The sequence below is a fragment of the Spiroplasma endosymbiont of Eupeodes luniger genome (assembly GCF_964019525.1).
Classification (GTDB): Bacteria; Bacillota_I; Bacilli_A; order Mycoplasmatales; family Nriv7; genus Nriv7.
The window spans coordinates 399,639-426,280 of record NZ_OZ026453.1 but is presented as its reverse complement, the minus strand read 5'-3'; the positions used below and the strand labels follow the sequence as shown (position 1 = coordinate 426,280).

The window sequence follows — 26,642 nt, the reverse complement described above, 5'->3', positions numbered from 1 at the left end:
TATTTTAAGCTCGGTGCTGATATTTACCATCAACTGTGGAAACAACAATATAATCATCAGTATTAATAAATAATGGTACTTGTAATGCTAATCCAGTTTCAACAACTGCTCTTTTGCTTGGCGAAGAACTACTATCACCTTTAACAGCATGTTCAGCTTCAATAATTTTTAAAGTTACTTTATCTGGTAACGAAATCGTTAAAATTTCATTATCATATTGTAATACTTGAACTTGTAAATTAGAAGTTAAAAACTTTAATTCTCATACCATTTTTGTTTTATTAATTTCAACTTGTTCATAACTTTCATTATCCATAAAAATCAAGTTATTGCCATCACTATATAAATATTGCATCACGCGTTTATCAAGATGCGCCCGTTCAACTTTATCACCACTAGTAAAAGTTAAATTAATAATTGCATTGCTTCGCAAATTTTTAACTTTAGCTTTAACATTTGCTTGGCCTCTTCCTGCTTGAGCACGACCAGTATCTAAAACTAAAAATAAGTTACCACTATGTTTAAAAGTCATGCCGTTGCGTAAATCATTAACATTAATCATCTTTATTTCTCCTTTTACTTTTGCAATTTATTTCTAATTAACAAAACTTGTAAATTCATTATGGCATTAACTTGATTTGGGGTTAATTTATTGATAATATTTTCATAATGAAAAAGTTTGTCGGTTCACATTTTCTTAAATAATAACTCATATTTATTTTCTAAATTTAGTCCAAACATAATTTGTTCATCGTTAACAATTAAACAACCGTGCGTTTTATTAATAACAATAATCTCATAAATAAAATTATTATCTTTAATTAATAATTCGTCTTCAATAAAATAATTGTGGTCTTGCACTCATTTACGAATTTTAGACATTTCATTATTTGTTTGAATTATATAACGATTAATTGATTGATAATCATTAGTTAAAATATTAATAATTGTCTTGGCACCTAATCCCGCAATAATAACACAATTAATGTTATTACTAGCACTAATTCATTTAGTGCCATCCCCTAAAATTGGAAAAATATTATTTTGTAATTGATTTTGAATAATATTTTTCTGAGCTTGAGCTAATGCTTTAAGATTAATATCACTAACAAAAATATTATTCATTCCTTTTTTCTTTACTAAGTAAATAGCAACTAAACCGTGGTCACAAGCAATATCAGCAACAATATCATTAGGATTAACTAAATTAGCAATTGTTGCTAAACGATGAGATAGTTTCATTATTAACCTTTATAAAAATCTTTCAAAACTCTTGACTTTGAAGGACTTCTTAGTTTGCGACAAGCTTTAGCTTCAATTTGACGAATTCTTTCTCTGGTAACACCAAATTCACTACCAACTTCTTCTAATGTTTTTGGTGAATCATACTTAGTTAAATGTTTATCAATAACATAATCATTTAAATTAATTACCTTTTCAATTGGCGTATCAAACTTAAAATCTAAATTCATTATTTCACTAATTAATTCATCTTTTTCGCTTCCTTCTTCTGCTAAATCAACTAGCGATCGAATTTTAGTTGGTAGTAAACCAAAACGCATCCGAATAACCTTTTCCTCGCGTTTATTTAAGATTTCTTCAAAAACCTTATCTAATTGTTCTCGTAATGATTCTCGTTCAGCATAATCATCTGGTGAAAAAATATCTTTGTCTTCAACAAAATCAGCAAAGTGTGTATCATCTTCTTCGCCAATTGGCTTTTCTAAAGAAACTGGTTCCATTGATAATCGTTTAATTTCACGAACTTTTTCAGCAGTCATTCCCAAACCAATTTTTTCGGCAACTTCAGTGTGGGTTGGTTCCCGACCTAATTCTTGAGTTAATTGGCGTTCAATTCTTGTTAATTTATTAATAGTTTCCACCATATGAACCGGTATTCTAATCGTTCTTGCTTGATCAGCAATCGCTCTTGTAATTGCTTGACGAATTCATCAAGTTGCATAAGTAGAAAATTTAAATCCTCGGCGATAATCAAAACGATCAACTGCTTTCATTAAACCAATATTTCCTTCTTCAATTAAATCTGAAAAATCTAAACCACGATTAGTATGCCTTCTAGCTACTGAAACAACTAACTTTAAGTTAGAAATAATTAACTTATTTCGTCCATATTGTTTAATTTCAAGATCAGATGAATCCAACATTCTTGCATATTTTACTTCTTCTTCTTTTGTTAAAATTTTACTTGAACCTAAACGATTAAAATAGGCTTTAATAATGTCATGAATTTTAGTTTCATTAGAAATACTTGGACCATTATTTTTAAAGTTAATAATAATATCATCATCTTCATCAAAAATAGCTCGCTCTTTAACAATATCATCTTCTTCAAAATCAGAATGTTCTAAATCAATATCAACTTCAACTTCATCATCAACTAAATCGGTTAAAAAAACACCATCATTTTGTAGTTCATTAATAAAAGATTCTAAGAGTCCATCTTCAATATGTAACATTTCAAATGCTTTTAAAACCTTTTCTTGACTAATATGATTATCATTTTTTTTAATCTTTTTTAATAAGTCATACTTAATCTCATCAAAAGTTTTTATTTTTTTAAATATTCTTTTTCGCATCTATTGACCACTCTTTTCTCTTTTAATATTTTTTGACAAACTAATAATTTTTTGCCCAATTGCTATTTTTTCATTAACATTATTAGTTGCTAATCATTTTTTTGCTCATTTATCTTTTTCTAATTTAATTAAGTAATTATAAATAGTTTCTTGACAATCACTAATTAACTTAGGGCGATAAACAAATTCTTGTTTATTATAAAGACTATAAATCATTTCTAACGACTTTTTTACTTGCTCTTGTTGTAATGATTTTAGAAAATCTTCATAATTTACTTTCTCTGCTTGCGGATTTTTATCATATCAACTAATAATTTCTGATAATAAAACTTTTTTAATGGGATCAATTAAGGAAAAATTATTTAATTCGCTATTAGTTAATGTGTCTTTTGTATAAAGTAACGAAAATATAATAATATTTTCCGATTTTTCAATCGGATTTAAATATAAATTCTTATTAACCCCAGCATTTTTAGGATTTATTTTATCAGTAGTTCCTATTGTTTGCTTAGCAAATAATGTTTGTTCAAGGATTTTTTTATCCAAATTAGTTATTGTTTCTAATTTATTTAAATAAAAGTTTACTTCAACAGCACTATGTAACAACTGAAAAAATGGAGTAACTTTTTTTAAAAGTTCAGTCACATTGTCAATTTTCTTTAAATCTAAATTATTTTGAAAATAATTTAAAACAAAGTCTAAAGGATGAATACTATTTTTAATTAAAGCACGAACGGCTACTGCACCTTCTTTTTTAATTAAATCATCGGGATCCAATTTTGTTGGATTGTTTACTACTTTAACATTAAATTTGTGATACCATAATTCACTAATCATTTTAAACGCAGCTATAATTCCAGCATCATCACCATCCAAAAATAAAATAATTTCATTAGTAACCTTTTTTAATATAGAACAATGTTGTGCACTTAAACTTGTTCCCATAATGGCAACAGCATTGTTAATGCCAATTTTGCTTAAAGCAATAATATCCATAAATCCTTCACAAATTAATAAATACTTATCTTGATGCAAATTATTTTTTGCAAAACTTAAGTTATACAATAATTGATTTTTTTTAAAAATATTAGTTTCTACGGTATTCATATATTTTGGTTGTTGATTTTCCAAATATGAACGGCTCGAAAAACCAATGATATTATGTTCCATATCACGAATCGGAAACATAATCCGATTTCTAAAATAATCATTAAAATGATTATTTTGATAAACAACTAAACCAGAAATAACTAATTCACTAGGTTTATAACCTTTTTGTTCTAAATATGCTACTAGTCCATCTTCGCTAGGAGCCAATCCAATACTAAATTGTTCTCTTAACTTATTATCAATATTTCGCTGTTCTAAATATTTTTTTGCTTGAATACCAATTTTGCTATCTAAATGATACATAAAGTATTCACAAGCTAAAGAATTAATCGCAAATATTTTCAGAGTTTCATTATCATATTTATTTTTTGTTCATTGCTCTAATTCTTGTAAATCAATATTTACAAGTGTTGCTACTTCTTTTAAAGCTTCTAAAAAGGAAATTTTTTTATATTTTTGCAAAAAAGTAAAGACATTCCCAGAAGCTTGACAAGAAAAACACCGATAAATTTGTTTTTCAGGAGAAACACTCATTGAAGGTGCATTGTCTTCGTGAAAAGGACAAACTGTTCAATAGTTACGACCTTTTTTTTGCAATTTTAAATATTGACCAATAATTTCAGTAATATTAGTTCTCGTTCTAATGAGAGAAATTTTTTCAGGATTAACCATACTAGTTCTATTTCTCCTTACACTTTAATTTTGCTCTTGCAAGTGTTTAAGGTACTTTCTTAATTTTCTAACTTTTACTCGTTTTTGCACCATCGTGTCACGAAAACGCACCGTTACACTTCTTCTTCACCGTCTAAGACTTTTAAAATCAACTGTAATACAATAAGGCGTTCCAATAGCATCTTGACGGCGATATCTTTTCCCAATATTTTGCGTTTCATCATAAGTTGCTAAAAAATCATTCGCTAACTCTTCATATAATTTATAGGCTTCTTCATTTAATTGCTTACTTAAAGGTAAAATAGCAATATAATAAGGAGCCAAATTGTGATTTAATCGCAATATCGTGCGTTTACTATTATCTGGCAAAATCTCAACATCATAAGCATCATTTAAAATAGCCAATATTAATCTGCCAACACCGACTGACGGTTCAATAACATTCGCGAATATCTTCGCATTTAATTCTGAATCTAAATAACTTAAATCTTCGCCACTATGTTCACTATGCGTTTTTAAATCAAAAGAGGAACGATTACTAATACCCCATAACTCTTGCTTACCAAAAGGAAAATTATATTCAATATCCACAGTTCGCTTCGCATAATGAGCTAAAACATTATCTTCGTGTTCATTTAAACTAAAATTACCGTGTTTAATACCAACATCTAATAAAAATTGCTGACAATAACTTAATCAATAATCAAACCACTCAGTTTGATCATTAGGATTAAAAAAAAATTCCAATTCCATTTGCTCAAATTCTCTTGTCCGAAAAATAAAGTGTCCCGGAGTAATTTCATTACGAAAAGCTTTTCCAATTTGACCAACTCCAAAGGGCAATTTCTTTCTTAAACTTCGTTGAATATTTTTGAAATTTACAAAAATTCCTTGTGCTGTTTCTGGTCGTAAATAAACAACACCTCGATCATTTGCTAAAACCCCTTGTTGAGTTTTAAACATCAAATCAAACGAACGAACCGATGTAAAATTATTATTTTTACAATTAGGGCACACAACTTGATGTTCTTTTAATAAGGTTTGCAATTCATCAGCACGCAATTTTTGAAAATCAACAGTCACATTGCTTAACAAATGATCCACTCGAAACCGCTTAATACAACTTTTACAATCCACAAATAAATCGTAAAAATTATCAAGATGCCCCGAAGCCTTCCAAACACTACTGTTCATAACAATTGCACTATCCAGTCCAACATTCAAAGGATGCTTCGTCACAAACCGTTCCCATCACAAATGTTGCAAACGATTTTTCAACTGTGCTCCCAACGGACCATAATCCCAACTATTACTTAACCCACCATAAATTTGTGAACCCTGAAAAACAAAGCCATACTCCTTCAAATGATTAAGTAACAATTCCATTCTCTTATTAATATCCGCCATAGCAACCCCGCTCTAAAAAACAAAGACCCAAGACATTATTCATTCAAATACTACTTAAATAAAACCCGAGTTCTTCACAATAAATTATATTAAATTTTTATTTATTTTTATATATGCAATAGCAATATCTAATGCACCAAACAATTATAGAATATACCGTATATTTTGTCAACCTATTATAAGGGTGTGTTGTTGTGGTTGATACACACATATTACACAAAGATTCACATTGTTAAATTAATTTTAACACAACTTAATAAAAATAAGTTAGCAAAAAGAAAAAATATTAGCAATTACTTTAATAATAAAAAATGGCTTTTGTTTAGCCATTTAATTAGTTTTAATTTTTAAATATTGCTTATTTGATTAAAAAATCATATTTTAAACTAAAGAAATTTGGTTATCACTTGGTTCATTTTCTTGAATTCCATTTCTGGCCTTAATTCAAGGACTTGTTTTATGAGATTCATCAACTAAATCTCTAGGTGACATATTACCATATTGTTCTCAAGTTTTATCTATTACATTAATTATTTCCTGATCTGTTAAATCACTAATAATTTTTTTATCTACAGAAATATTTTTTATTGCATTATTTTCAGTAATAACTTTTGTTGATAAAACATAAGAAAAATTAAGACCGAAATCTCTAGTATGTAAATAAACCCTTCGTAATACTGGACCTAATATTCAAGCCTCAAACTTCTCATTAAACATTAATTTCCCAGTATCATTATAAAAATTCAAGTAAGAAAAATACATTAATTTTTGTAACTTAACCGGACTAGTTAATTTATACTTATCAACAATAGACTTCTTGCGATACCTTTTTTATTAAAATATTCTTATAAAATATAATTTATGAGGATATCAAAATATGAACAATAATAAATTTAATACTCTTAATGATAAAGAATGGTTAAGATTAACAGGAATAAAAAAATCCACTTTTAATAAAATTTTAGATATTTTACAAGTAGCTGAAATAGAAAAATTTAAAAAAGGTGGTAAAACTAATAAATTATCACTAGAAAATAGATTATTGATGACTTTATCATATTGACGATAATATCAGACTTATTTTCATCTTGGTAAAAATTTCGGAATTAGTGAAGCTAATTGTTATCGCAATATCAAGTGAATTGAAGATATTTTAATTAAAAACTCTGATTTTCAACAACTTGCTGGTAAAAAAGCACTAATAAATGATTATTTTAATGATAAAACTATTATTATTGATGCTACCGAAACTCCAATCCAACGCCCAAAAAAAGACAAAAACAATCTTATTCTGGTAAAAAGAAAAAACACACCATTAAAACACAAGTAATTATCGAACAAGAAACCAGAAAAATTATTGCAACAAGTTTTTCACTTGGGAAAAAACATGATTATGCTTTATTTAAAGAATCAAAAATCCCAATTTTAAAAAATACCAAATTAATAGTTGATAGTGGTTATCAAGGAATACAAAAAATTCACAATAATGTTCTAATACCTACAAAGAAAACAAAGAAAAACCATTTAAATAAAGCACAAAAACAACATAATAGACTAGTTTCAAAAATGAGAATTATTATTGAAAATATTTTTGCTATTCTTAAAAAATTTAAAATTATGACAGAAAAATATCGTAATCGTAGAAAAAGATTTGGTTTAAGATTTAATTTAATTGCCTCAATTTATAATTTGCAATTATTAATTTAACATAAAAGATTTATTTAAAATTAAAGAATTTAAATAATAAATTCATTTTTTGTTGTGGCAAAATATTAATTTTTTAGATAAAAGACATAATTAATTAAAATTATATTTTTCTATTACTGTCTTTTTACAAATATTTGTAATTTTTTTAATAGGTTATGCAAGAAGTCTAATAAATTTAATACTCTTAATGATAAAGAATGGTTAAGATTAACAGGAATAAAAAAATCCACTTTTAATAAAATGTTAGATATTTTACAAGTAGCTGAAATAGAAAAATTTAAAAAAGGTGGTAAAACTAATAAATTATCACTAGAAAATAGATTATTGATGACTTTATTATATTGACGAGAATATCAGACTTATTTTTATCTTGGTAAAAATTTCGGAATTAGTGAAGCTAATTGTTATCGCAATATCAAGTGAATTGAAGATATTTTAATTAAAAACTCTGATTTTCAACAACTTGCTGGTAAAAAAGCACTAATAAATGATTATTTTAATGATAAAACTATTATTATTGATGCTACCGAAACTCCAATCCAACGCCCAAAAAAAGACAAAAACAATCTTATTCTGGTAAAAAGAAAAAACACACCATTAAAACACAAGTAATTATCTAACAAGAAACCAGAAAAATTATTGCAACAAGTTTTTCACTTGGGAAAAAACATGATTATGCTTTATTTAAAGAATCAAAAATCCCAATTTTAAAAAATACCAAATTAATAGTTGATAGTGGTTATCAAGCAATACAAAAAATTCACAATAATGTTCTAATACCTACAAAGAAAACAAAGAAAAACCATTTAAATAAAGCACAAAAACAACATAATAGACTAGTTTCAAAAATGAGAATTATTATTGAAAATATTTTTGCTATTCTTAAAAAATTTAAAATTATGACAGAAAAATATCGTAATCGTAGAAAAAGATTTGGTTTAAGATTTAATTTAATTGCCTCAATTTATAATTTGCAATTATTAATTTAACATAAAAGATTTATTTAAAATTAAAGAATTTAAATAATAAATTCATTTTTTGTTGTGGCAAAATATTAATTTTTTAGATAAAAGACATAATTAATTAAAATTATATTTTTCTATTACTGTCTTTTTACAAATATTTGTAATTTTTTTAATAGGTTATGCAAGAAGTCTAATAAATAAAAATTACAACTATCTTATACTGAAAAATATAACCACAAAAAGCGAGCAATAATTTATCATTGATATAAGTTATTTTTCATCTAACTATTCTACATAAGAAGAAAGGAGACAATAAAATGAACAAGTGTAAGGACTGCAAATGTTCTTGTTCTGAGGGACATAATTGCAAGGACTGTAAGAAAGATAGTACTAGTAAACATAGTTGCTAACAAATTAAGACAATAAAATAAAAAATAAGTCTCTAACAAAGAAATTTAGTTAGAGACTTATTTTACTATATATCTAGTTTTCCATTACAACGACATCATACACATGGGGTATTTGTCGTAATGATGACAACAATTGTTGAAGAAGAACCTTGTTGGCAATTTTAATAACAAGATTAATACTGTATTTATTATCCGAACTTGTTTCAATATGAATTTGTTGAATGGAAGCATTTAAATTAGCAAGAATATTGGTAATATTAGCCATTAAACCATCACGGTCATAACAAATTACTTTAATATTACTATAATATTGATGACGCTTAATGACATTTTCATTCCACCACACTTCCAGAAGTCGCCCTTGGTGTTCTTCTGGAAGAATATTATGGCAATTAACGCGATGCACACGAATTCCACCAAGTTTACTAACATATCCCGTAATTGGTTCTAATGGCACTGGCATACAACAATGAGCTAAAGTTGCTTTAATATTATCAGCACCTTTAACAATAAAGTCATCTTTCAAGTTAATTTTTTCAACTTTTTTTTCTTGAAGATGATTCAAATAAGTATTAGGACTAGTTTCATTACTTGCTAATAAAAGATTAATCGCATCATCAAGTTGATATTTCTTATTGGCAACATCTAAATAAAAATCTTCTAAAGTATGATATTTTAATTGCTTTAAGCGATGCATTAGTTCTTTTTGGGAAACTAACTTCCATTTTAATTTCCGTTGCGTTAAAACATCATCAATCGCTTTTTTAACATTTTTAATTTTTTTAAGATTTTTAGATTCATTATCTTTATGAGTTTCATCAAATTCTTGTTCTTGTTTTTTTAAAAATCTTTTAATTTTATGCAATGCATAACTAGTTTTAGCAATAACTAGTCAGTCACGGGATGGTCGCATATTTTTACTAGTTTTAACTTCCACAACATCACCAGATTTTAAAACAGTACTAACAGAAACATAGTTACCATTAATCTTACCACCCGTAGTTTTCTCACCAATATCAGTATGAACTTTATATGCAAAATCTAAAATTGTTGACCCAAAAGGCAAAGTAATAACTTTACCATTAGGAGTTAAAACATAAATTAAAGAAGTAAAAATATCACTCTTAACGGCTAACTCCATATTTGGTTTTTCATTACTTTCTAACTCTTCATTGTTAATATTTTCTAAATCTAAAATCCGATTAAAAATATCTAAGCGCTCATCAATATCAGCTTGGCGTTTTTTAGTATTATAGATTTCGCCCTCTTTGTATTTTCAATGCGATGCTGCTCCATAAGTTGCCTTTTCATCCATATCAACAGTTCGAATTTGAATCTCATAAATTGTTGCATCTTGAATAACTGTTGTATGTAATGACTGATATAAATTATATTTAGGCGTTGCAATATAGTCCTTAAATCTTCCTGGTAAAGGTGGAAATTGCTGATGCAAATAACCTAAAATAGTATAACATTCATCAATCGTATTAGTAATAATTCTTATCGCTAATAAATCATGAATATCTTCAAATTTACGACCAAAATAATACATCTTACGATAAATTGAATAAATACTTTTGCTACGACCAGAAATTGTTGCTTTAATATTCTTACTATCTAATAATGACTTAATATTGTTAATCATTACGGCCATTAATGATTCTAAATGTTCTTTTTCCAAATCAACATTGCGAGAAATTCTTTTATATTCAACAGGATTTAAAATTGCGAAAGACAAGTCTTCTAAAAGACTTTTTACTTGTCGCATCCCTAACCGGTGCGCAATTGAAGAATAAACTTCTAAAGTTTCTTTCGCAATAACTTTTTGTTTTTCTGGTTCCAAATATTCAATTGTTTGGATATTATGCAAACGATCTGCTAACTTAATAACAATAACACGAATATCATGCGCCATACTTAAATATAACTTTCGCAAATAATTAGATTTAATTTCACTACGATTCATTTTAGCAAAATAAGATACTTTCGTGACAGCTTCAACTAAAGTTGATATCTCAATACCAAACTCTTTATTCAAGTCTTCGAAAGTTGTCGGTGTGTCTTCTAGCACATCGTGTAATAAACCAGAAATTAATGTTGCTAAATCCATATGCCATGTTGCCAAATAATAAGTTGTTCATAAAGGATGATTAATATAAGGTTCACCACTTTTTCTTAACTGCTGATCATGTTTATTATAAGCATAGGCATATGCGCGTTTTATTTCCTCAATATCTTTTTCATTACTAATATAGGTTTTAACTTTATCTAAAACTTGTTTAAATGTTATCGATTTCATAATATCAAACTCACTTATTTTAATACTGAATTAAGCTTTCAATTTTTAAATTAGGAAATTGTTCGCGGGCTTTAAAACTAGTCAATTCAATAACAAATACTGCGGCAATAACCTCGCCCTGTAATTCTTCAATTAAATTAATAATGGCATCAATCGTACCGCCGCTGGCTAACAAATCATCAACAATAACAACTTTCATTCCGGGAACAATCGCATCCTTATGAATTGCTAAAGTACTTTTATTATATTCTAATTCATAACTTTTATGAATAACTGCTCGCGGTAATTTATCTGACTTACGAATGGGAACAAATCCCAATCCCAATCCACTAGCAACCGGAGTTGCAAAAATAAATCCTCGGGCTTCGGGTGCCACAATAACATCCGATTTAAATGATTTAACAATTTCTTCTAATTGCTTAACAACCTGTTTAAATGTTACACTATTAGCCAATAATGGTGTTATATCCTTAAATTGAATTCCTGGTTTTGGAAAATTAGGAACATCAATTATTAATTTTTTTAAATCCATTAACTAACTCATCCTTCCAACATTATTAATCATTAACACCGATAACAATTTGCTCATCAGGTCCAGTTAATGATTTATAAATTTTTTGCTTTTTATTTCGTAAAAGTTTTACTTTAATGTTAGCAAAATATACTCATAATCATCGCAATAAAATTGTTGAAGAATAAATACCAATAACACTACCTAATAAAAGACCAAATGCTGCCCCAATATTTTGACCAATAACAAATAACGCCATCGACAATAACAAGACTAACGATAAAACAATTAAACTACTTTTTAAAGTCATTGTAAATCCCGTATCTACCAAATCCGATAAATTACTCTTATTGATTTTCGTACTATCCAAACCAATTTTATTTTCCCGAACACGGTCAAAGATAATTATTTTATGAATAATAGCAAAGATAACTACTGCTAAAATAGCTGTAACAACTTCAATCGTTACTTCAAAACGACAAATAATTATCAAAGAACAAGTTAATAAAACATCATGAATAATTGTCAATATTAATGGTAGAATAAAGCTTCAATCAAAACGAATAATTAAATAAATTAGAATAATCACCATAATAACTGCTAACACAATAACCCCATTAATGACCACGCTACCACTAGTTTCATTTCATAAAGAACCATAACTAACATCATTAATTCTAATTTCAGATTGGAAATTATTTTCTGATAACCAAGTTTGTAAGGAGTTAACATATTTATTATCAATTAAGGAAGTTTTAATAAAAATATTATATCCACGATCTTCCATCCGCCTAAATACTGCTAGGGAATAACTATGTGCTGAATAATCGGTTTTAAATTTACTAATAATTTCATTTTTAGTTTCTGCAATCACTTTTAGAAACGCCTCATCATCAGCACTATCATCACTCGCAATACTATGTCCAGAAGTTTGCACTTGAAAAATTGTTCCCCGCGTAAATTCTAAACTCATACCCGGTCCCACAGTTGTAACAACAATAACACCACACGAAATAATAATCGTAGAAAGTAAAACTAATCATTTAAAACTTTTTTGATAACTAAATTTCTTAGAAAATTGTGTTATCCGATTAAAACCAAGCTTTTTAATAAGATGATGAATTTTTTGCTTTATAATTACAGAATTAGTCATTACTAAATCTTGACGGGTATTAATCCAGTTTAACGATAATAGCGAATAATAAATTCCTCGGATTAAAACAATACCAAAAATAAAAGCTCCTAAAATACTAATAATTAGCATAATCGCAAAAGATTTAATAATACCGGTTCCAAATCAATAAATAAAGAAACTAATTATCAATGGCAAAACAGTCGTATCAAAAACTGTTGATATTGATTTTCGATTAGCATCTAAAAAAGATTGAATTAAAGATTTACCCCCATTAAACTCAGTTTTCATTCGTTCTAATAAAATAATACTACTACTTAAAGCAACCATCATACCTATCAGCATAGCAATAAACACTTCTCAGCCATAAATCCCTAATAAAACATTAAACACAACCATTGTAACAACGACCATCGTTGCTAAAATAAGACCCAAAATAAGACCCAAAACACGATAAAATAATGCCAAAATAACTAATATTATTAACAAAATAAAACTAATAGTAATAATCATCATCACCTTTGTGGCATTACTAATTACGGTATCGGATACTGAATATGACTCAACTTGGTAGGCAATTCCTTTAATGCCGGCACTAAAAATCTTAGCTAAACCAGCGGCTGCCTCTTCACCACTAATTTCAATAAAAGCAATATCACTTACTTTATCACTATTATTAGGTTTAAGCTGTAATGATGAAGATGTAATTAAATACTTATTTTTATATTTGTTATTCATAACATCTTTAAATTCAGTATTAACAAGTTCTACTAAAAAAGGACGAAACGGATTTAAATATGTTTGCTTATCATAAGTATCATCTTCATTATTAATATCAATTGTTAAATCACTATTTGGCGAATTCTTATTATAGCTAAGAACCTCATTAAAAGTAACATCAGCGTTTTGAAAATAGTTATAAATATCAGAATCCGTATTAACACTTTGATCAGCTAAATTTACTTCTTTAACATCACTATTTTCGCGATTACGAACACTAGCCGCTAAGAGACTTCGCAGAGCATTTCTCAATTCTTGCGCTTCACCACCTTGTAAAGCTACCGCTTTAGCATTAATAAATTTTCTAAGTTTTATCAAATCGTTATAATTGCTCCGCATCTCATCTAACATTTGCCCAAAATCTTGTCAAACATAAACTGACTTTTTATCTTGATATTTTAAAATCGCATTATATAACTCTAAATTTTTAATTTTGAATTCAATTGATGGCTTATTTATTCCCGAAATTAAAGAATGTTTGATTGAACTACTATCAATAAAATCTTTTAAAACAATTCTTTTACCATTCTTCTTTGCTGGCTTGTAAGTTTCACCTGTCCCTGTACCAACAAGTAAATCATCACCTTTATCATCTAAAAAGAAAATTGATCCGCTGCGTTCAACATCTCGTAAAAAATCAGCAATATTACCATAATTAGCTTGCGGAACGATAACATTTAAACGACTTCCCCCAATATTACTAGTAAAACGACTAATATCCATTCGTTTTTTTCTTAAAGGATCAATTTTATCTTGCAAAGTATTAACAGCCTCATGACGATTTTTCGCATTTTCATAACTAACAATTGTTTGATATGCCCCCCCAACTAACATTCCTGAACGAAAATTATTATCAACAAAAAAACTACCCGTAATTAAACCAGCAATAGTACTTAAAATTAAAATAATAAATAAACCAAATTGAATTCAAAGGTTTCGTTGCGTTCCTTTAATATTATTTTTCATATCTATACCTCATTATTTCTTTTCAAACATTTCTTTAAAATCATCTAACGATATTGTTTTATCAGTAATTAATTTATTATTAATATATTCAATAACAATATTTGGTTTAATATTAAATATATCATATGTTGCTTGTTGCAAACTAGTAGCTTGCCGTTTATGCAAAATCACTTCCAAATAATAAGTTGCCAGATCAACGATTGACAGCGAAGAAATTTCTAATTTCAATTCCATAGTTTTTAATTCTAATAATTTAAGAACATAACTATACAAATAAGACTTTTCCATTACTTTTTCCAGCCTTATTGTCAAATCATTTATAATTATACAATATAATTTTTAAAAGTGAAAAAATAATTCTCGCTAACAACTATCGGCAATGTTCTTCCGTATTAGTAATATAATTTCCTTTTTAATTATCATCTTCCACAAAGTTATAATAAATATTTTGCACATCATCATCAGCTTCTAAGGAATTAATTAACTGCCAAAACTGTTCAATCGCAATTTTATTTTCTAAGGATACTGTTTTGTTCGGTTGAAAAATAATTTCACTAACATCAAAGGCAGTAACACCCTTAGATTCTAAAAAGGTTTTGGTTATTCAAAACCTATCAACAGTTGTCGTAATAATAAATGTTCCTTCATAGTTATTAATATCAATAGCCGCAATTTCTAAAGCTCATTCAAAAACTTCATCCACACTAACCATCTTATTAGTAAAAACTAATAATCCTACCCGAGTAAAAAGATAACGAACACTGCCAGTAACACCTAATGTTCCTTTAGCTTTATTAAAAATACTCCGAACATTAGTCGCCGTACGATTACGATTATCAGTTAAACATTCAACCATAACAGCAATATGTCCCGCAACAAAGCCTTCATATATAATTTCTTCATAATTAAGATTACTATTATCTTGACTAAATTTCTTTAAAGCATGGTCAATATTTTCTTTAGGCATATTAACTGTTTTTGCTTTTTCAATGAGCAATCGCAATTGATTGTTAGTTTCAACATTAATCCCACCGTTTCTTACCGCAGTATTTAATTGGCGCAAAATTTTTTGAAAAATTTTACCACGAATTTTATCTTGGGCTGCTTTACGATGCTTAATATTTGCTCATTTTGAATGTCCTGCCATAATAATTCTCCTTTAAATTAACCATGAATTGGTTTATCTATAATTCCATGCGCAGCTTCCATCACAACTTCTGATAAAGTTGGATGAGGATGAATTGTTTTTGCCAACTCATAAATTGTTCCTTCACTAACCATTGTTGTTGTCACTTCCGTAATCATATCCGTTGCTGTTCCCGAAATAATATGAGCCCCATAAATCTCACCAGTTTGTTTATTGGCTAAAATTTTAGCAAATCCCGTTATTTCACCATCAGCTAATGCTTTACCATTACCCGATAAAGGAAACTTAAAACTACTAAACGATAATTGTTTATCTTGACATTGTTGCTCTGTTAAACCAACACTAGCAATTTCTGGAAACGAATAAATACAACTCGCAATATAATCCATATCCATTTTACTATTCTTACCTAAAATATTTTCCACCGCAACAATTCCTTGTGCTGATGCCACATGAGCTAACATCTTATCAGCAGCGACATCACCAATAGCATAAATATTTTCCACATTAGTTTGACAACGGTCATTAATTTTAATATTTTTTCTAGGTTCTAATTCAAGATTTAATGCTTCTAACCCCTTAGTTACAGGAATTCTACCAACAGAAATTAATATAAAATCACTAGTAAGTTGCTTTTCTTGTCCCGCTTGCATAAACACTAATGTTTTATCTTTAATTGCTGTTATTTTAGCATTAAGTTCAAGCTTAACGCCCATTGATTTTAATACTTTTGTCATTTCTAAACTAATATCATTATCTAATAATTCTAAAATCTTATCCACTCCTTGAACAATGGTAACTTCTGTTCCTAAAGTACTAAATAAACAAGCAAACTCAATGCCAATAACACCACCACCAATAATTGTTAACTTTTTAGGAATTTCTTTTAATGATAAAATTTGCCGACTAGTAATTAAAAAATTATTTTCTTTCGCTTCTTTAAAACCAGGTAAATCTAAAACTCGTGATACCGAACCAGTAGCAATAATTAAATTATTACCAGTATATCTTTTACCATTAACTTCCACAGTATTTTTATCAATAATCTTAGCTTCACCAAATACTTTTTCAACTTGATTTTTTTTCAATAAATGTTCAACACCTTGGGTTAATTTTTTAACAACCCCAGATTTTCTAATTTGCATTTCATCTCAATTAGGTTTAATTGTTGCCTCATTAACATCAACACCATAACTTTTAGCATGCTTAAAATAATTTAAAACTTTAGCACTTTTTAATAATGCTTTTGTCGGAATACAACCAATATTTAAACAAACACCACCTCATCATTGTTTTTCAATAATAAGGGTTTTTAAACCAACTTGGGCTGCTTTAATCGCAGCCACATATCCACCAGGACCACCGCCAATAATAATTACATCAAATTTATCCATTTATTTTCTCCTTAATATGAAATTAGCAATGAAGTTGGTGCTTCTAATAATTTCTTTAAATACAACATAAATCTGCCAGCATCAGCACCATCAATTATGCGATGGTCAATTGATATTGATAGCGGTAATAAATCATTAACAACAATATTGCCACTGTCATCAACAACCGGTGTTTTTTTAATTGCCCCAATACCCAAAATCGCTGCTTCTGGATAATTAATAACTGGCGTTCCAAAATCTAAACCAACAGAACCATAATTAGTAATCGTAAAAGTTCCATCTTTCATTTCCGAAGGAATTAATTTCTTATTTCTAACTCTGGCAACTAAGTCATTGTAAACAACAGCTAAATTAAAAATATCTTGTTGATCAGCAACTTTAATAACAGGAACAATTAATCCCGCATCAGTATCAGCAGCAATGCCAATATTATAATAATTATGATAAACAATTTCTTCTGTTTCTTCATCTAATCGGGCATTAATTATTGGAAATTCTTTTAAAGCCATAGTAACTGCCTTAATAAAAAATGGCATATAAGTTAATTTAAAATCAGGTTTAATAACTGTCGTTTTTAATTGTGTTCGTAATTGCACTAAAGCAGTAACATTTACTTGTGTCATTAAACTAGTATGCGGAATTGTAAATACTGAATTCTTCATTGCTTTAGAAATTGTTTTTCTGGTTGGGGTCATTTTTACCCGCTGTTCTACTTGTGATGCTGGCTTTGAAGAAAAATCATCACCACGAGATTGCATTGGTGGAACAACCGCTAACGGTTTTTCTGTTACTAATTTTGATGATTTAGCTTCACTAGATAAAGAATGCCCACCGACTAAATCTTGTTTTAATACTCTGCCGTTAGGTCCTGTCCCCTTAATAGTTGTAATATCAATCCCTAATTCACGAGCCATTCTTCGCGCTAATGGGGTTGCTAATACTTTCTTATTTGATTTTTCAGGATTAGTTTCCATCACATTTGATAAAACTTGTTTATTAATAATTTCTTCTGACTTATTAGATGAAGTAACATTATTAGTAGAATTACTACTAGCAAAGACATCACCGGCCTTAATAATATCGCCAATCGCAAAATTAATTTGACCAATTTTACCATCAAATTCAGCAACTATTGGTTGAGAAAGTTTATCTGCTTCTAACTCAAATAAATCTTGACCTTTTTTAATATCATCGCCAACCTTAACATAAATTTCTGTTATTTGACCTTCATTAATATCACCATCAAGACCTAAAAATTTAAATTCTATCATATCTCTACTCCTTTCTCACTTAAGCTAAATATGTCATCATTGTTTTTACTTTATCAATAATTCTTTTTTCAGTAATTTTAAATCAATGTTCACCTTGATATAAAGGAACAGTCACATCATAACCTGTTAATCTCGCTGGCGGACATTGTAAATATTCAAAACATTTTTCATTAATTGTTGTAATAATTTCTGAAGATACTGAAAAAGATTTAACTGCTTCATGCACTACTAATATTCTTCCTGTCTTTTTAACAGAAGCAACAACTGTTGCCTCATCTCACGGATGAATTGTCATTAAATCAATTAATTCAATTTTCATTCCTTCTTGTTGCAATTTAGCAACAGCAGTTTCACAATCATAAACTAACGGTCCATAAGTAACAATTGTTAAATCAGGATTATCACTAGCTTCTCATTTAATAATTTGTTTTGCCTTACCAATTTCAATTGTATAATGACCATCAGCAACTTCTTCTTTGGGCGTATAATAATTTCTTAACGGTTCTAAAAATATTACGGGATCATTACATTCCACTGCAGCTAACATTAATCCTTTAACATCACTAGGTTTAGACGGAATAACAACTTTGAAACCAGGCGCATGTGCAAACATTGCTTCAATCGCTTCAGAATGATGTTCTAAACCTTTTAATCCTCACAAATTAACTGGCATTCGGATAACCATTGGACAAGTAAATCTTCCTCTTGTACGATTACGAAATCGAGCTATATGACAAAATAATTGTTGAAACGCCGGATAAGCAAACCCTTGAAACTGTAATTCTACAATCGGACGAAGTCCATTAAAAGCCATTCCAGCAGCAATTCCTACTAAACTAGCTTCAGCAATTGGCGCATCAAAACAACGATTTTCACCATGTTTCTTTTGTAAACCTCTCGTTGCCCGAAACACGCCACCAGCAAAACCAACATCTTCACCATAAGTAACTATTGTCTTATCGCGTTCCATTGCAATGTCTAATGCATTAGTTAATGCTTGAATATTACTATATAGTGCCATTAGTTATTACCTTCCTTTGCAAAATATGCTTGTGCTTCTGCTAATTGTTCTTCTAATTGTGGTGTCATTTTTGCATATGTATATTGAAAAATATCTGCTAATTTTGTATCTTTTTTATTCATTGCATTATTAATTTCATTACGAATTAATACTTCATTTTCAACATCTAATTGTTTTTGTTTAGTTTCATCTCATTTTTTATTGGCAATTAAATAATTTCTTAACCGGTCAAGCGGATCTTTTTTTAATCATTCAGCTTCTAATTGCGGATCATAATAATCTTTTTTAATATCCGATGCTGAATGCGCAAAACGCCGATAAGTAATTGCTTCAATAAAGGTTGGCCCTTCACCAGATTTTGCACGAGCAATTGCTTTTTCAACCATTGCATAAACTGCAAAAAAATCATTGCCATCAACTTGCGCACTAGCAATCCCAACACCCACACCTCTAATTGCTAAAGATGCCGTTGCTGATGCCTTTTTTCGCGGCGTAGTTAATGACCACTGATTATTTTCCACCATAAAAATTACGGGTAATTTATGAATCGCAGCAAAGTTCATTGCTTCATAAACTTCACCTTCACTCGTTCCCCCATCACCAATAGTAGTAATAACAACACCATCACTTTGTTTAAACTTTTCAGCAAACGCAATTCCGGTTGCATGAGAATATTGCGTCCCAATCGGGATATTAACTGGTAAAACATTAATATCTTCGGGAACTTTACTTCCTGCTTCATTTCCTAATCAATACAAGTAAATATTTTCAATTGGAAACCCAGCTGTAATTCAAGCAGCATTGTTACGATATGCTGGAACTAATCAATCAATACCTTTTCGTAAATGAATCGCATACCCCACTTCGGTTGCTTCTTGTCCTGCTGATGCTAAAAAATTAAGATTTTTACCCCCCTCACTAATTTCAGTTTGAATTTCTTCTTGTTTTCTTGATAAACACATAAAACGATACGCTTTTAGTAATAACTCATCACTAATTTTTGGCATCAAATCAGGCTTAACAATTTCACTTTTTTCATTCATAATTTGAAATACTTCAAACTTCAAATCACTATAATCACTAAACATTTAAATAATTCCTTTCTTAAATTATTAAATCAATAATTTCCGAAGCAATAAAATTAACTCCAAAAATTTCTTCAATATTTATATTTTGCAATTGCCCAGCAATATGTTCATAATCATACTTACAACCAACTAACTGTTGTTCAATAATCTCAGTACCATAATAGCCCATAAAATCACCAGAAATTTTAATATCAGTAATAATACCAGCATTAACATTTAAACCAACAGTAACAGTTCCTTTATGCTCATAAAGTTTCTTATTTTGAATTTGAAATTTAGGAGCAATACCATAATTCCATTCTCATGATGCATACTTCGCTATTGCTAATTTATTAATTTCCTCCAATTGTTCAGAAGATAAAATAACCTTTTTATTTTCCCCTTTTAATAACTCAGTAATAATCAAATCTTTAAATTCCATAATCGTAATTTTATTTTTTAATAGCGGTAAAATATTAGTAACGCGTGCCTGCACAGACTTAATCGCCTTAGACTGCATCTTTAATGGATCAACATTAAGGTATGCCCCTAACTTTAATAAATCCACATTAAAAAGTATTGTTCCATGATGTAATATTTTATTACTATTTGCATACTGAGCATTACCAGAAATCTTTTTACCAGCAATTAAAATATCATTTTTACCAGAAAATTCAGCATATATTCCTAATTTTTGCAAAACACTAATTATTGGTTGCAAAAAATGATAATAGTTATTAACAACATTTGAACTTCGTTTTTTTATAAAAGAAAAATTTAAATTCCCTTCATCATGATACACAGTACCACCACCAGATAATCGGCGAACTACTTTTACATTATCCACTTTTACTTGCTTAACATTAATTTCTTCATACGCATTTTGATTACGACCAATAACAATTGTATTATCATTTTGTCAAAGTAATAAAATATCATCATCATTCGGATAATTTTTCATTAAATATTCTTCAAGAGCTAAATTAAAATAAGGATTTTTACTATTATTTTCAATATAAATCATAACTAAAATTTATTCTTAATTATTATTATTTTCATCAACTAATTGATGAAAATAATCCATCCCTAATGCTTTTAAACCTGCTAAAGTTACAAAATTATATGGTTTATTAAAATGCGGTAAAAAGAAAATATCTACTAACGGTAACTCATCAATCGTTAAACCTTTCATAATTGCCAAAGAAAACATATAAATAACTTCCGTATGATTTGCTTTTGAAGCAATTTGTGCCCCAATAATTTTTCTAGATGTTTTTTCTCAAACAATTTTAATTTTTACCTTAAAATGCGGTTCTAAAAACTCAGGCCGATCATTATCTTCAAAAAATACTGTTTCAACATCCATCTGACTCATTTTTGCTACTGTTTCGCTAACACCAACACCCGCCATTTTTCAGCCAAATACTGAAATCGCATTCGCAGCTTGAAATCCCGGACTTGTTAATAAATTATCCCTAACGATATTAAAAGCAGTCACTAAACCCGTTCGTACCGCAGTTGTTGCTAATGCAATATTAGCATTTTCTTTTGTAGCATTATTATGAACCGCAACGCAATCACCAATGGCATAAATATCAGGGTCACTAGTTTGAAAATAACTATTAGTTTTAATCGCTCCCCTTGTTCCTAATTCAACAACATCTTTTAAAATCTTTGTTTCGGTATTAAAACCAACCGCTCAAAGCACCATATCAACAGCATATTCATTTTTATCAGTAATTACTTTAGTAACAATACCATTTTCTTTAATAAACTCTTTAACAGCTTCACCTGTACGAATAATAACACCTGCTTTTTCCATACTTTGTTGAACAGGTGTTGTAAACTCTTCATCATAGTATCGTGGCATAATCCGATCTTCAATATCAATTAAAGTTACCTTTTTATTATTACGAGTAAAAGCTTCAACTAATTCAATCCCAATATATCCAGCACCAACAACAACAACATTTTTAATTGCTGAATTATCAATTATTGCTTTAATTTGTTTTGCATGTTGAAACAATTTAACAATATTAATACCCGTACTAATAGTACCATCATCATTTTTAAGCCCCAGAACTGAAGGAATAATTGGTCAAGTACCAACACCAATAACTAACTTATCATAAGTGTCAAAAAACTCTTCATTTGTTTCTAAGTTTTTGATTAAAACTTTCTTTTCTTTATTATTAACAGCCAAAAGTTCATGTTTCATATGAACTTCAATGCCTTCTGATTGCAATAATTCTGGCGTTGCATAAAATAGACCATCAGGTTTACTAATTTCACCACCAACTCATAAAGCAATTCCACACCCTAAAAAAGAAATATTGTCATTACGATCGTATGCTACAATTTTAATATCCTTTTTATCTTGTTTACTTAAATGACTTAAGGTTCTAACTAAGGTAGTCCCTGAATGGTTAACACCAATAGCAATAACTTTCATCGTCTTTTGACTCCTTCTATAATTTTATTTGTTTCTAAGTTTCTAGTTATTTTTCATGATAATTATTAAAATAAGAAAAAACTCAATTTACACAGTAATTATATACGAATTCTTGACTATTATTCAATTATTACCACAGAATAAATAAAATTTTCAAATAATGATTAAAAATTTCATTCAATATCTTAATTATCTTAAAAATAAAAACTAGAAAGATTAATTCTAGTTCTAAACTATTTATTTTAATTGCTATCATCTTACATTAATTTATAAAATTATTTGTTTAATCATTAGACTTCTTGCATAACCTATTAAAAAAATTACAAATATTTGTAAAAAGACAGTAATAGAAAAATATAATTTTAATTAATTATGTCTTTTATCTAAAAAATTAATATTTTGCCACAACAAAAAATGAATTTATTATTTAAATTCTTTAATTTTAAATAAATCTTTTATGTTAAATTAATAATTGCAAATTATAAATTGAGGCAATTAAATTAAATCTTAAACCAAATCTTTTTCTACGATTACGATATTTTTCTGTCATAATTTTAAATTTTTTAAGAATAGCAAAAATATTTTCAATAATAATTCTCATTTTTGAAACTAGTCTATTATGTTGTTTTTGTGCTTTATTTAAATGGTTTTTCTTTGTTTTCTTTGTAGGTATTAGAACATTATTGTGAATTTTTTGTATTCCTTGATAACCACTATCAACTATTAATTTGGTATTTTTTAAAATTGGGATTTTTGATTCTTTAAATAAAGCATAATCATGTTTTTTCCCAAGTGAAAAACTTGTTGCAATAATTTTTCTGGTTTCTTGTTCGATAATTACTTGTGTTTTAATGGTGTGTTTTTTCTTTTTACCAGAATAAGATTATTTTTGTCTTTTTTTGGGCGTTGGATTGGAGTTTCGGTAGCATCAATAATAATAGTTTTATCATTAAAATAATCATTTATTAGTGCTTTTTTAGCAGCAAGTTGTTGAAAATCAAAGTTTTTAATTAAAATATCTTCAATTCACTTGATATTCCGATAACAATTAGCTTCACTAATTCCGAAATTTTTACCAAGATGAAAATAAGTCTGATATTCTCGTCAATATGATAAAGTCATCAATAATCTATTTTCTAGTGATAATTTATTAGTTTTACCACCTTTTTTAAATTTCTCTATTTCAGCTACTTGTAAAATATCTAACATTTTATTAAAAGTGGATTTTTTTATTCCTGTTAATCTTAACCATTCTTTATCATTAAGAGTATTAAATTTATTATTGTTCATATTTTGATATCCTCATAAATTATATTTTATAAGAATATTTTAATAAAAAAGGTATCGGAAGAAGTCTATTAATTCACACTCCTTTTTATCATTTCAATAGAAAAATTTATAAATTAAAGAGTATAATTTATTTATTATTAATTTTAAAGGAGAAACTATGCGTATTATTCCCTATGAACTTATTTGCTATGCTAACAATATGAGTCTATCAGCTTTAAGAAAAGAAATTTCAATGTATGATTATTGTCTTAATAAAAATAAAACCAATATCGCAATGAATCCTTTTTTAAAATTAAAACGACCTTATTTTAATCTTGTAATTTATACTTGAATAACTGAAATGAACAAAAGAAATTTATATGTGGGAACATTAGCCCAATATTATGCTAAAAACAATCCGCCAAGTTTAATAATAGACACCAATATTTTTCTCATTATTGAATGTTGTTTACAATGAGATTTAAAACAATTTAATTGTTATGAAGAAAACCTTTCATGATTTGCTGTTATTAATAAATTTCTGACTAAACAAAACATTTCTCTCACTAAATGAAATTTAACAAATTATAATGAAATAAAGCAATGATATGAAAAAAAATTTATGCGAAAAAATAATCGTGGGAAAATGAAACCTTATAAGTTAAATATGACAATAGTAATTAATTTCTTAAAAGCAACACTAACTGAATAAGCAAATTACATTTGATCCTTAAAATCAACAGCAATTAAGTTTAAAGCATTTTTAAAGACATACTGTGTGCTAATAATTAAATGCAATCTTTGTTCTGATAAAGTAATATTAGTTTCATCCAAAATTTTACATTCTGAATAATATGAATGAAATCCCCGTGCTAATTCCTGAATATAATCACAAATAATATTCGGTTGACAAAATTTAGCAGCACTTTGTACTACTTTACTAAAATAATCCAATACTTTAATTAACTCTCGCTCCTTGGGATGTGTTAATAAATGATAACTAGCAATTTTCTTTGTTAAATCAATATTATTAGGCACATTTCGTAAAATACTCGCACAACGCGCTGTAGCATATTGAAAGTAATAAACTGGATTATTATTGCTTTGAGATGTTAAAAGACTCAAATCTAAATCCATATGACCAGAAGATGCTTTTGAACATAACATATAACGAACAACATCAATACCTAATTCCGCAACTAAATCAATTAATCATACGGCTGTCCCTTTTCTTTTTGACATTTTATATTCTTGACCATCTTTAATTAATCGCACCATTTGAATAATCACAATTTTTAAAATATTAGCATCATAACCTAAAATTTGTAAACCCGCCTGCATTCGTGTTAAATAACTATGATGATCTGCACCTCAAAAATTAACTAAATAATTAGCTTTTGCTCGTTTAATTCGTAAATTATGACAAGCTAAATCCGGTAAAATATAAGCATACGATTTATCTTGTTTAACAAGAACTCGGTCCTTATCATCACCATAATCTGTTGTTTTTAACCACAAAGCACCATCTTTTTCAAAAACTTTACTAGTTGCTTGCAATTCCTTTAATAACTTATCAATTTCTTTTGTTGTATACATTTCTAACTCACTCGACCAATAATCAATATTAATCCGAAAATCCTTTAATTGTGTTTTAATTAATTGTAAAAAGAAAGCAATTGACTCTTGCTTAAATATTGCTAATACTTGTTCATCATTAATGACATCATTAACAATTCGTACGGCAATAAATTTATCTTGATATTTATTCACAAAATTAGTTGCTAACATTTCTTGATAAACACCCTGATATGATTGTTCTGGTATTTCAACATTAACCCCTAATTTTTGTAAATAATACGAAAAAATTGTATTTGCTAACACATTAATCTGATTACCAGCATCATTAAGATAATATTCTGTTTCAACAATATTTCCTGCAAATTTTAAAATTCTTGCGACCGCATCACCAATAGCACCATTACGAGCATGACCAATATGTAAAATTCCTGTTGGATTAGCAGAAACAATTTCTAAATTATATTTAATATTAGTTGCTTCTCCACTACCAAACTTAGTTTTTAATTTTAAAATTTCCGTAATAACAGCACTAAGTCCACTTTGATTAATTGCTAAATTAATGAACCCAGGAAAAACAAAATCTATTTTAGTAAAAAAATCATTTGACTTAATAATAGCAATAATCTTTTTAGCAATGACTTCCGGTTTTTGCTTTAAAATTGGTGCTAACACCATCGCAATATTAGTAGCATAATCACCATATGCAATATTACGAGTTTTCTCAATAACAATATCATCAACAAAAGGAGTAATATTATTTACTGCCTCTTTAATTATTTTTTGGATTTGATTTAAAATTAATGACATTAACATTTCTCCTTTTTCGTTTCATAATTTTATTACTAATAATAAAAATATTAATAATTTAAAATAACCGATTAATTAAC

At 28.0% G+C, this 26,642-nt stretch carries 25 protein-coding genes; 5 read left to right on the top strand and 20 right to left on the bottom strand.

The genetic code is table 4. The features are described from left to right. Positions 1-4: 4 nt before the first annotated feature. The 6 genes from efp to AACK86_RS02450 form a co-directional block, all read right to left on the bottom strand. Positions 5-562, bottom strand: a complete 558-nt coding sequence (gene efp / locus AACK86_RS02475) for an elongation factor P (RefSeq protein WP_338982416.1) — start codon at positions 560-562, stop codon at positions 5-7. 14 nt (positions 563-576) lie between these two features. After that, positions 577-1,242, bottom strand: coding sequence for a class I SAM-dependent methyltransferase (locus AACK86_RS02470; RefSeq protein ID WP_338982414.1), 666 nt, complete (start codon positions 1,240-1,242; stop codon positions 577-579). A 2-nt stretch (positions 1,243-1,244) separates the two neighbouring features. After that, the gene (locus tag AACK86_RS02465) at positions 1,245-2,597 is read right to left on the bottom strand and encodes a sigma-70 family RNA polymerase sigma factor (protein ID WP_338982412.1); all 1,353 of its coding nucleotides are present in this window, start codon (positions 2,595-2,597) and stop codon (positions 1,245-1,247) included. After that, positions 2,598-4,379: a DNA primase gene (gene dnaG, locus AACK86_RS02460; RefSeq protein ID WP_338982410.1), complete on the bottom strand. Its 1,782-nt coding sequence runs from the start codon at positions 4,377-4,379 to the stop codon at positions 2,598-2,600. Between the two features lie 24 nt (positions 4,380-4,403). Continuing rightward, positions 4,404-5,777 carry a glycine--tRNA ligase gene (locus AACK86_RS02455; RefSeq protein WP_422398341.1) on the bottom strand — a complete coding sequence of 458 codons (1,374 nt, stop codon included), beginning with the start codon at positions 5,775-5,777 and terminating at the stop codon, positions 4,404-4,406. Positions 5,778-6,167: 390 nt separating this feature from the next. Further along, positions 6,168-6,503: a Panacea domain-containing protein gene (locus AACK86_RS02450; RefSeq protein WP_338982406.1), complete on the bottom strand. Its 336-nt coding sequence runs from the start codon at positions 6,501-6,503 to the stop codon at positions 6,168-6,170. 160 nt (positions 6,504-6,663) lie between these two features. Here AACK86_RS02450 and AACK86_RS07175 point away from each other — a divergent pair, with 160 nt between their 5' ends. The 4 genes from AACK86_RS07175 to AACK86_RS07160 all read left to right on the top strand — a co-directional run bounded on the left by AACK86_RS07175 (position 6,664) and on the right by AACK86_RS07160 (position 8,482). Next, the gene (locus AACK86_RS07175) at positions 6,664-6,855 is read left to right on the top strand and encodes a hypothetical protein (protein ID WP_422398281.1); all 192 of its coding nucleotides are present in this window, start codon (positions 6,664-6,666) and stop codon (positions 6,853-6,855) included. 245 nt (positions 6,856-7,100) lie between these two features. After that, positions 7,101-7,493 (top strand): transposase family protein, encoded by a 393-nt coding sequence (locus AACK86_RS07170; RefSeq protein ID WP_422398306.1) that lies wholly within the window; start codon positions 7,101-7,103, stop codon positions 7,491-7,493. Between the two features lie 240 nt (positions 7,494-7,733). After that, complete coding sequence (locus AACK86_RS07165) at positions 7,734-8,105, top strand: helix-turn-helix domain-containing protein (protein WP_422398280.1); 372 nt, start codon at positions 7,734-7,736, stop codon at positions 8,103-8,105. Positions 8,106-8,128: 23 nt separating this feature from the next. Next, a complete protein-coding gene (locus tag AACK86_RS07160) occupies positions 8,129-8,482 on the top strand; it encodes a transposase family protein (RefSeq protein ID WP_422398340.1) in 354 nt (117 codons plus the stop codon). A gap of 459 nt (positions 8,483-8,941) precedes the next feature. Here the strand turns inward: AACK86_RS07160 and AACK86_RS02435 are convergent, their stop codons facing one another. The 13 genes from AACK86_RS02435 to AACK86_RS07150 all read right to left on the bottom strand — a co-directional run bounded on the left by AACK86_RS02435 (position 8,942) and on the right by AACK86_RS07150 (position 24,198). Continuing rightward, positions 8,942-11,167: a RelA/SpoT family protein gene (locus AACK86_RS02435; RefSeq protein WP_338982404.1), complete on the bottom strand. Its 2,226-nt coding sequence runs from the start codon at positions 11,165-11,167 to the stop codon at positions 8,942-8,944. A 19-nt stretch (positions 11,168-11,186) separates the two neighbouring features. Next, the gene (locus AACK86_RS02430; RefSeq protein WP_338982402.1) at positions 11,187-11,699 is read right to left on the bottom strand and encodes an adenine phosphoribosyltransferase; all 513 of its coding nucleotides are present in this window, start codon (positions 11,697-11,699) and stop codon (positions 11,187-11,189) included. A 25-nt stretch (positions 11,700-11,724) separates the two neighbouring features. Further along, positions 11,725-14,556, bottom strand: a complete 2,832-nt coding sequence (gene secDF, locus AACK86_RS02425) for a protein translocase subunit SecDF (RefSeq protein ID WP_338982400.1) — start codon at positions 14,554-14,556, stop codon at positions 11,725-11,727. Positions 14,557-14,568: 12 nt separating this feature from the next. Then, positions 14,569-14,844: a hypothetical protein gene (locus tag AACK86_RS02420; protein ID WP_338982398.1), complete on the bottom strand. Its 276-nt coding sequence runs from the start codon at positions 14,842-14,844 to the stop codon at positions 14,569-14,571. Positions 14,845-14,968: 124 nt separating this feature from the next. Further along, positions 14,969-15,703 (bottom strand): YebC/PmpR family DNA-binding transcriptional regulator, encoded by a 735-nt coding sequence (locus AACK86_RS02415; protein WP_338982396.1) that lies wholly within the window; start codon positions 15,701-15,703, stop codon positions 14,969-14,971. Positions 15,704-15,720: 17 nt separating this feature from the next. Further along, positions 15,721-17,097 (bottom strand): dihydrolipoyl dehydrogenase, encoded by a 1,377-nt coding sequence (gene lpdA / locus AACK86_RS02410; protein WP_338982394.1) that lies wholly within the window; start codon positions 17,095-17,097, stop codon positions 15,721-15,723. An 11-nt stretch (positions 17,098-17,108) separates the two neighbouring features. Further along, on the bottom strand, positions 17,109-18,368 hold the full coding sequence (locus tag AACK86_RS02405; RefSeq protein WP_338982392.1) for a dihydrolipoamide acetyltransferase family protein: 1,260 nt from the start codon (positions 18,366-18,368) through the stop codon (positions 17,109-17,111). 19 nt (positions 18,369-18,387) lie between these two features. Beyond that, positions 18,388-19,389, bottom strand: coding sequence for an alpha-ketoacid dehydrogenase subunit beta (locus tag AACK86_RS02400; protein ID WP_338982390.1), 1,002 nt, complete (start codon positions 19,387-19,389; stop codon positions 18,388-18,390). Beyond that, positions 19,389-20,477: a thiamine pyrophosphate-dependent dehydrogenase E1 component subunit alpha gene (locus tag AACK86_RS02395; protein ID WP_338982388.1), complete on the bottom strand. Its 1,089-nt coding sequence runs from the start codon at positions 20,475-20,477 to the stop codon at positions 19,389-19,391. The genes AACK86_RS02400 and AACK86_RS02395 overlap by 1 nt, the downstream gene beginning before the upstream one ends. A 16-nt stretch (positions 20,478-20,493) precedes the next feature. Continuing rightward, entirely contained in the window at positions 20,494-21,480 is a 987-nt protein-coding gene (locus AACK86_RS02390) for a lipoate--protein ligase (protein WP_338982386.1), read from the bottom strand. Positions 21,481-21,495: 15 nt separating this feature from the next. Then, a complete protein-coding gene (locus AACK86_RS02385) occupies positions 21,496-22,908 on the bottom strand; it encodes an FAD-dependent oxidoreductase (protein WP_338982384.1) in 1,413 nt (470 codons plus the stop codon). 460 nt (positions 22,909-23,368) lie between these two features. Next, entirely contained in the window at positions 23,369-23,743 is a 375-nt protein-coding gene (locus AACK86_RS07155; protein WP_422398302.1) for a transposase family protein, read from the bottom strand. Positions 23,744-23,745: 2 nt separating this feature from the next. Next, on the bottom strand, positions 23,746-24,198 hold the full coding sequence (locus tag AACK86_RS07150) for a transposase family protein (protein WP_422398279.1): 453 nt from the start codon (positions 24,196-24,198) through the stop codon (positions 23,746-23,748). A gap of 157 nt (positions 24,199-24,355) precedes the next feature. Between AACK86_RS07150 and AACK86_RS02375 the strand changes: the two genes are divergently transcribed. Then, positions 24,356-24,889: a hypothetical protein gene (locus AACK86_RS02375; protein ID WP_338982382.1), complete on the top strand. Its 534-nt coding sequence runs from the start codon at positions 24,356-24,358 to the stop codon at positions 24,887-24,889. A 5-nt stretch (positions 24,890-24,894) separates the two neighbouring features. On the opposite strand, the gene argS is transcribed toward AACK86_RS02375, so the two are convergent. Then, positions 24,895-26,562 (bottom strand): arginine--tRNA ligase, encoded by a 1,668-nt coding sequence (gene argS, locus AACK86_RS02370; RefSeq protein ID WP_338982380.1) that lies wholly within the window; start codon positions 26,560-26,562, stop codon positions 24,895-24,897. Positions 26,563-26,642 lie beyond the last annotated feature (80 nt).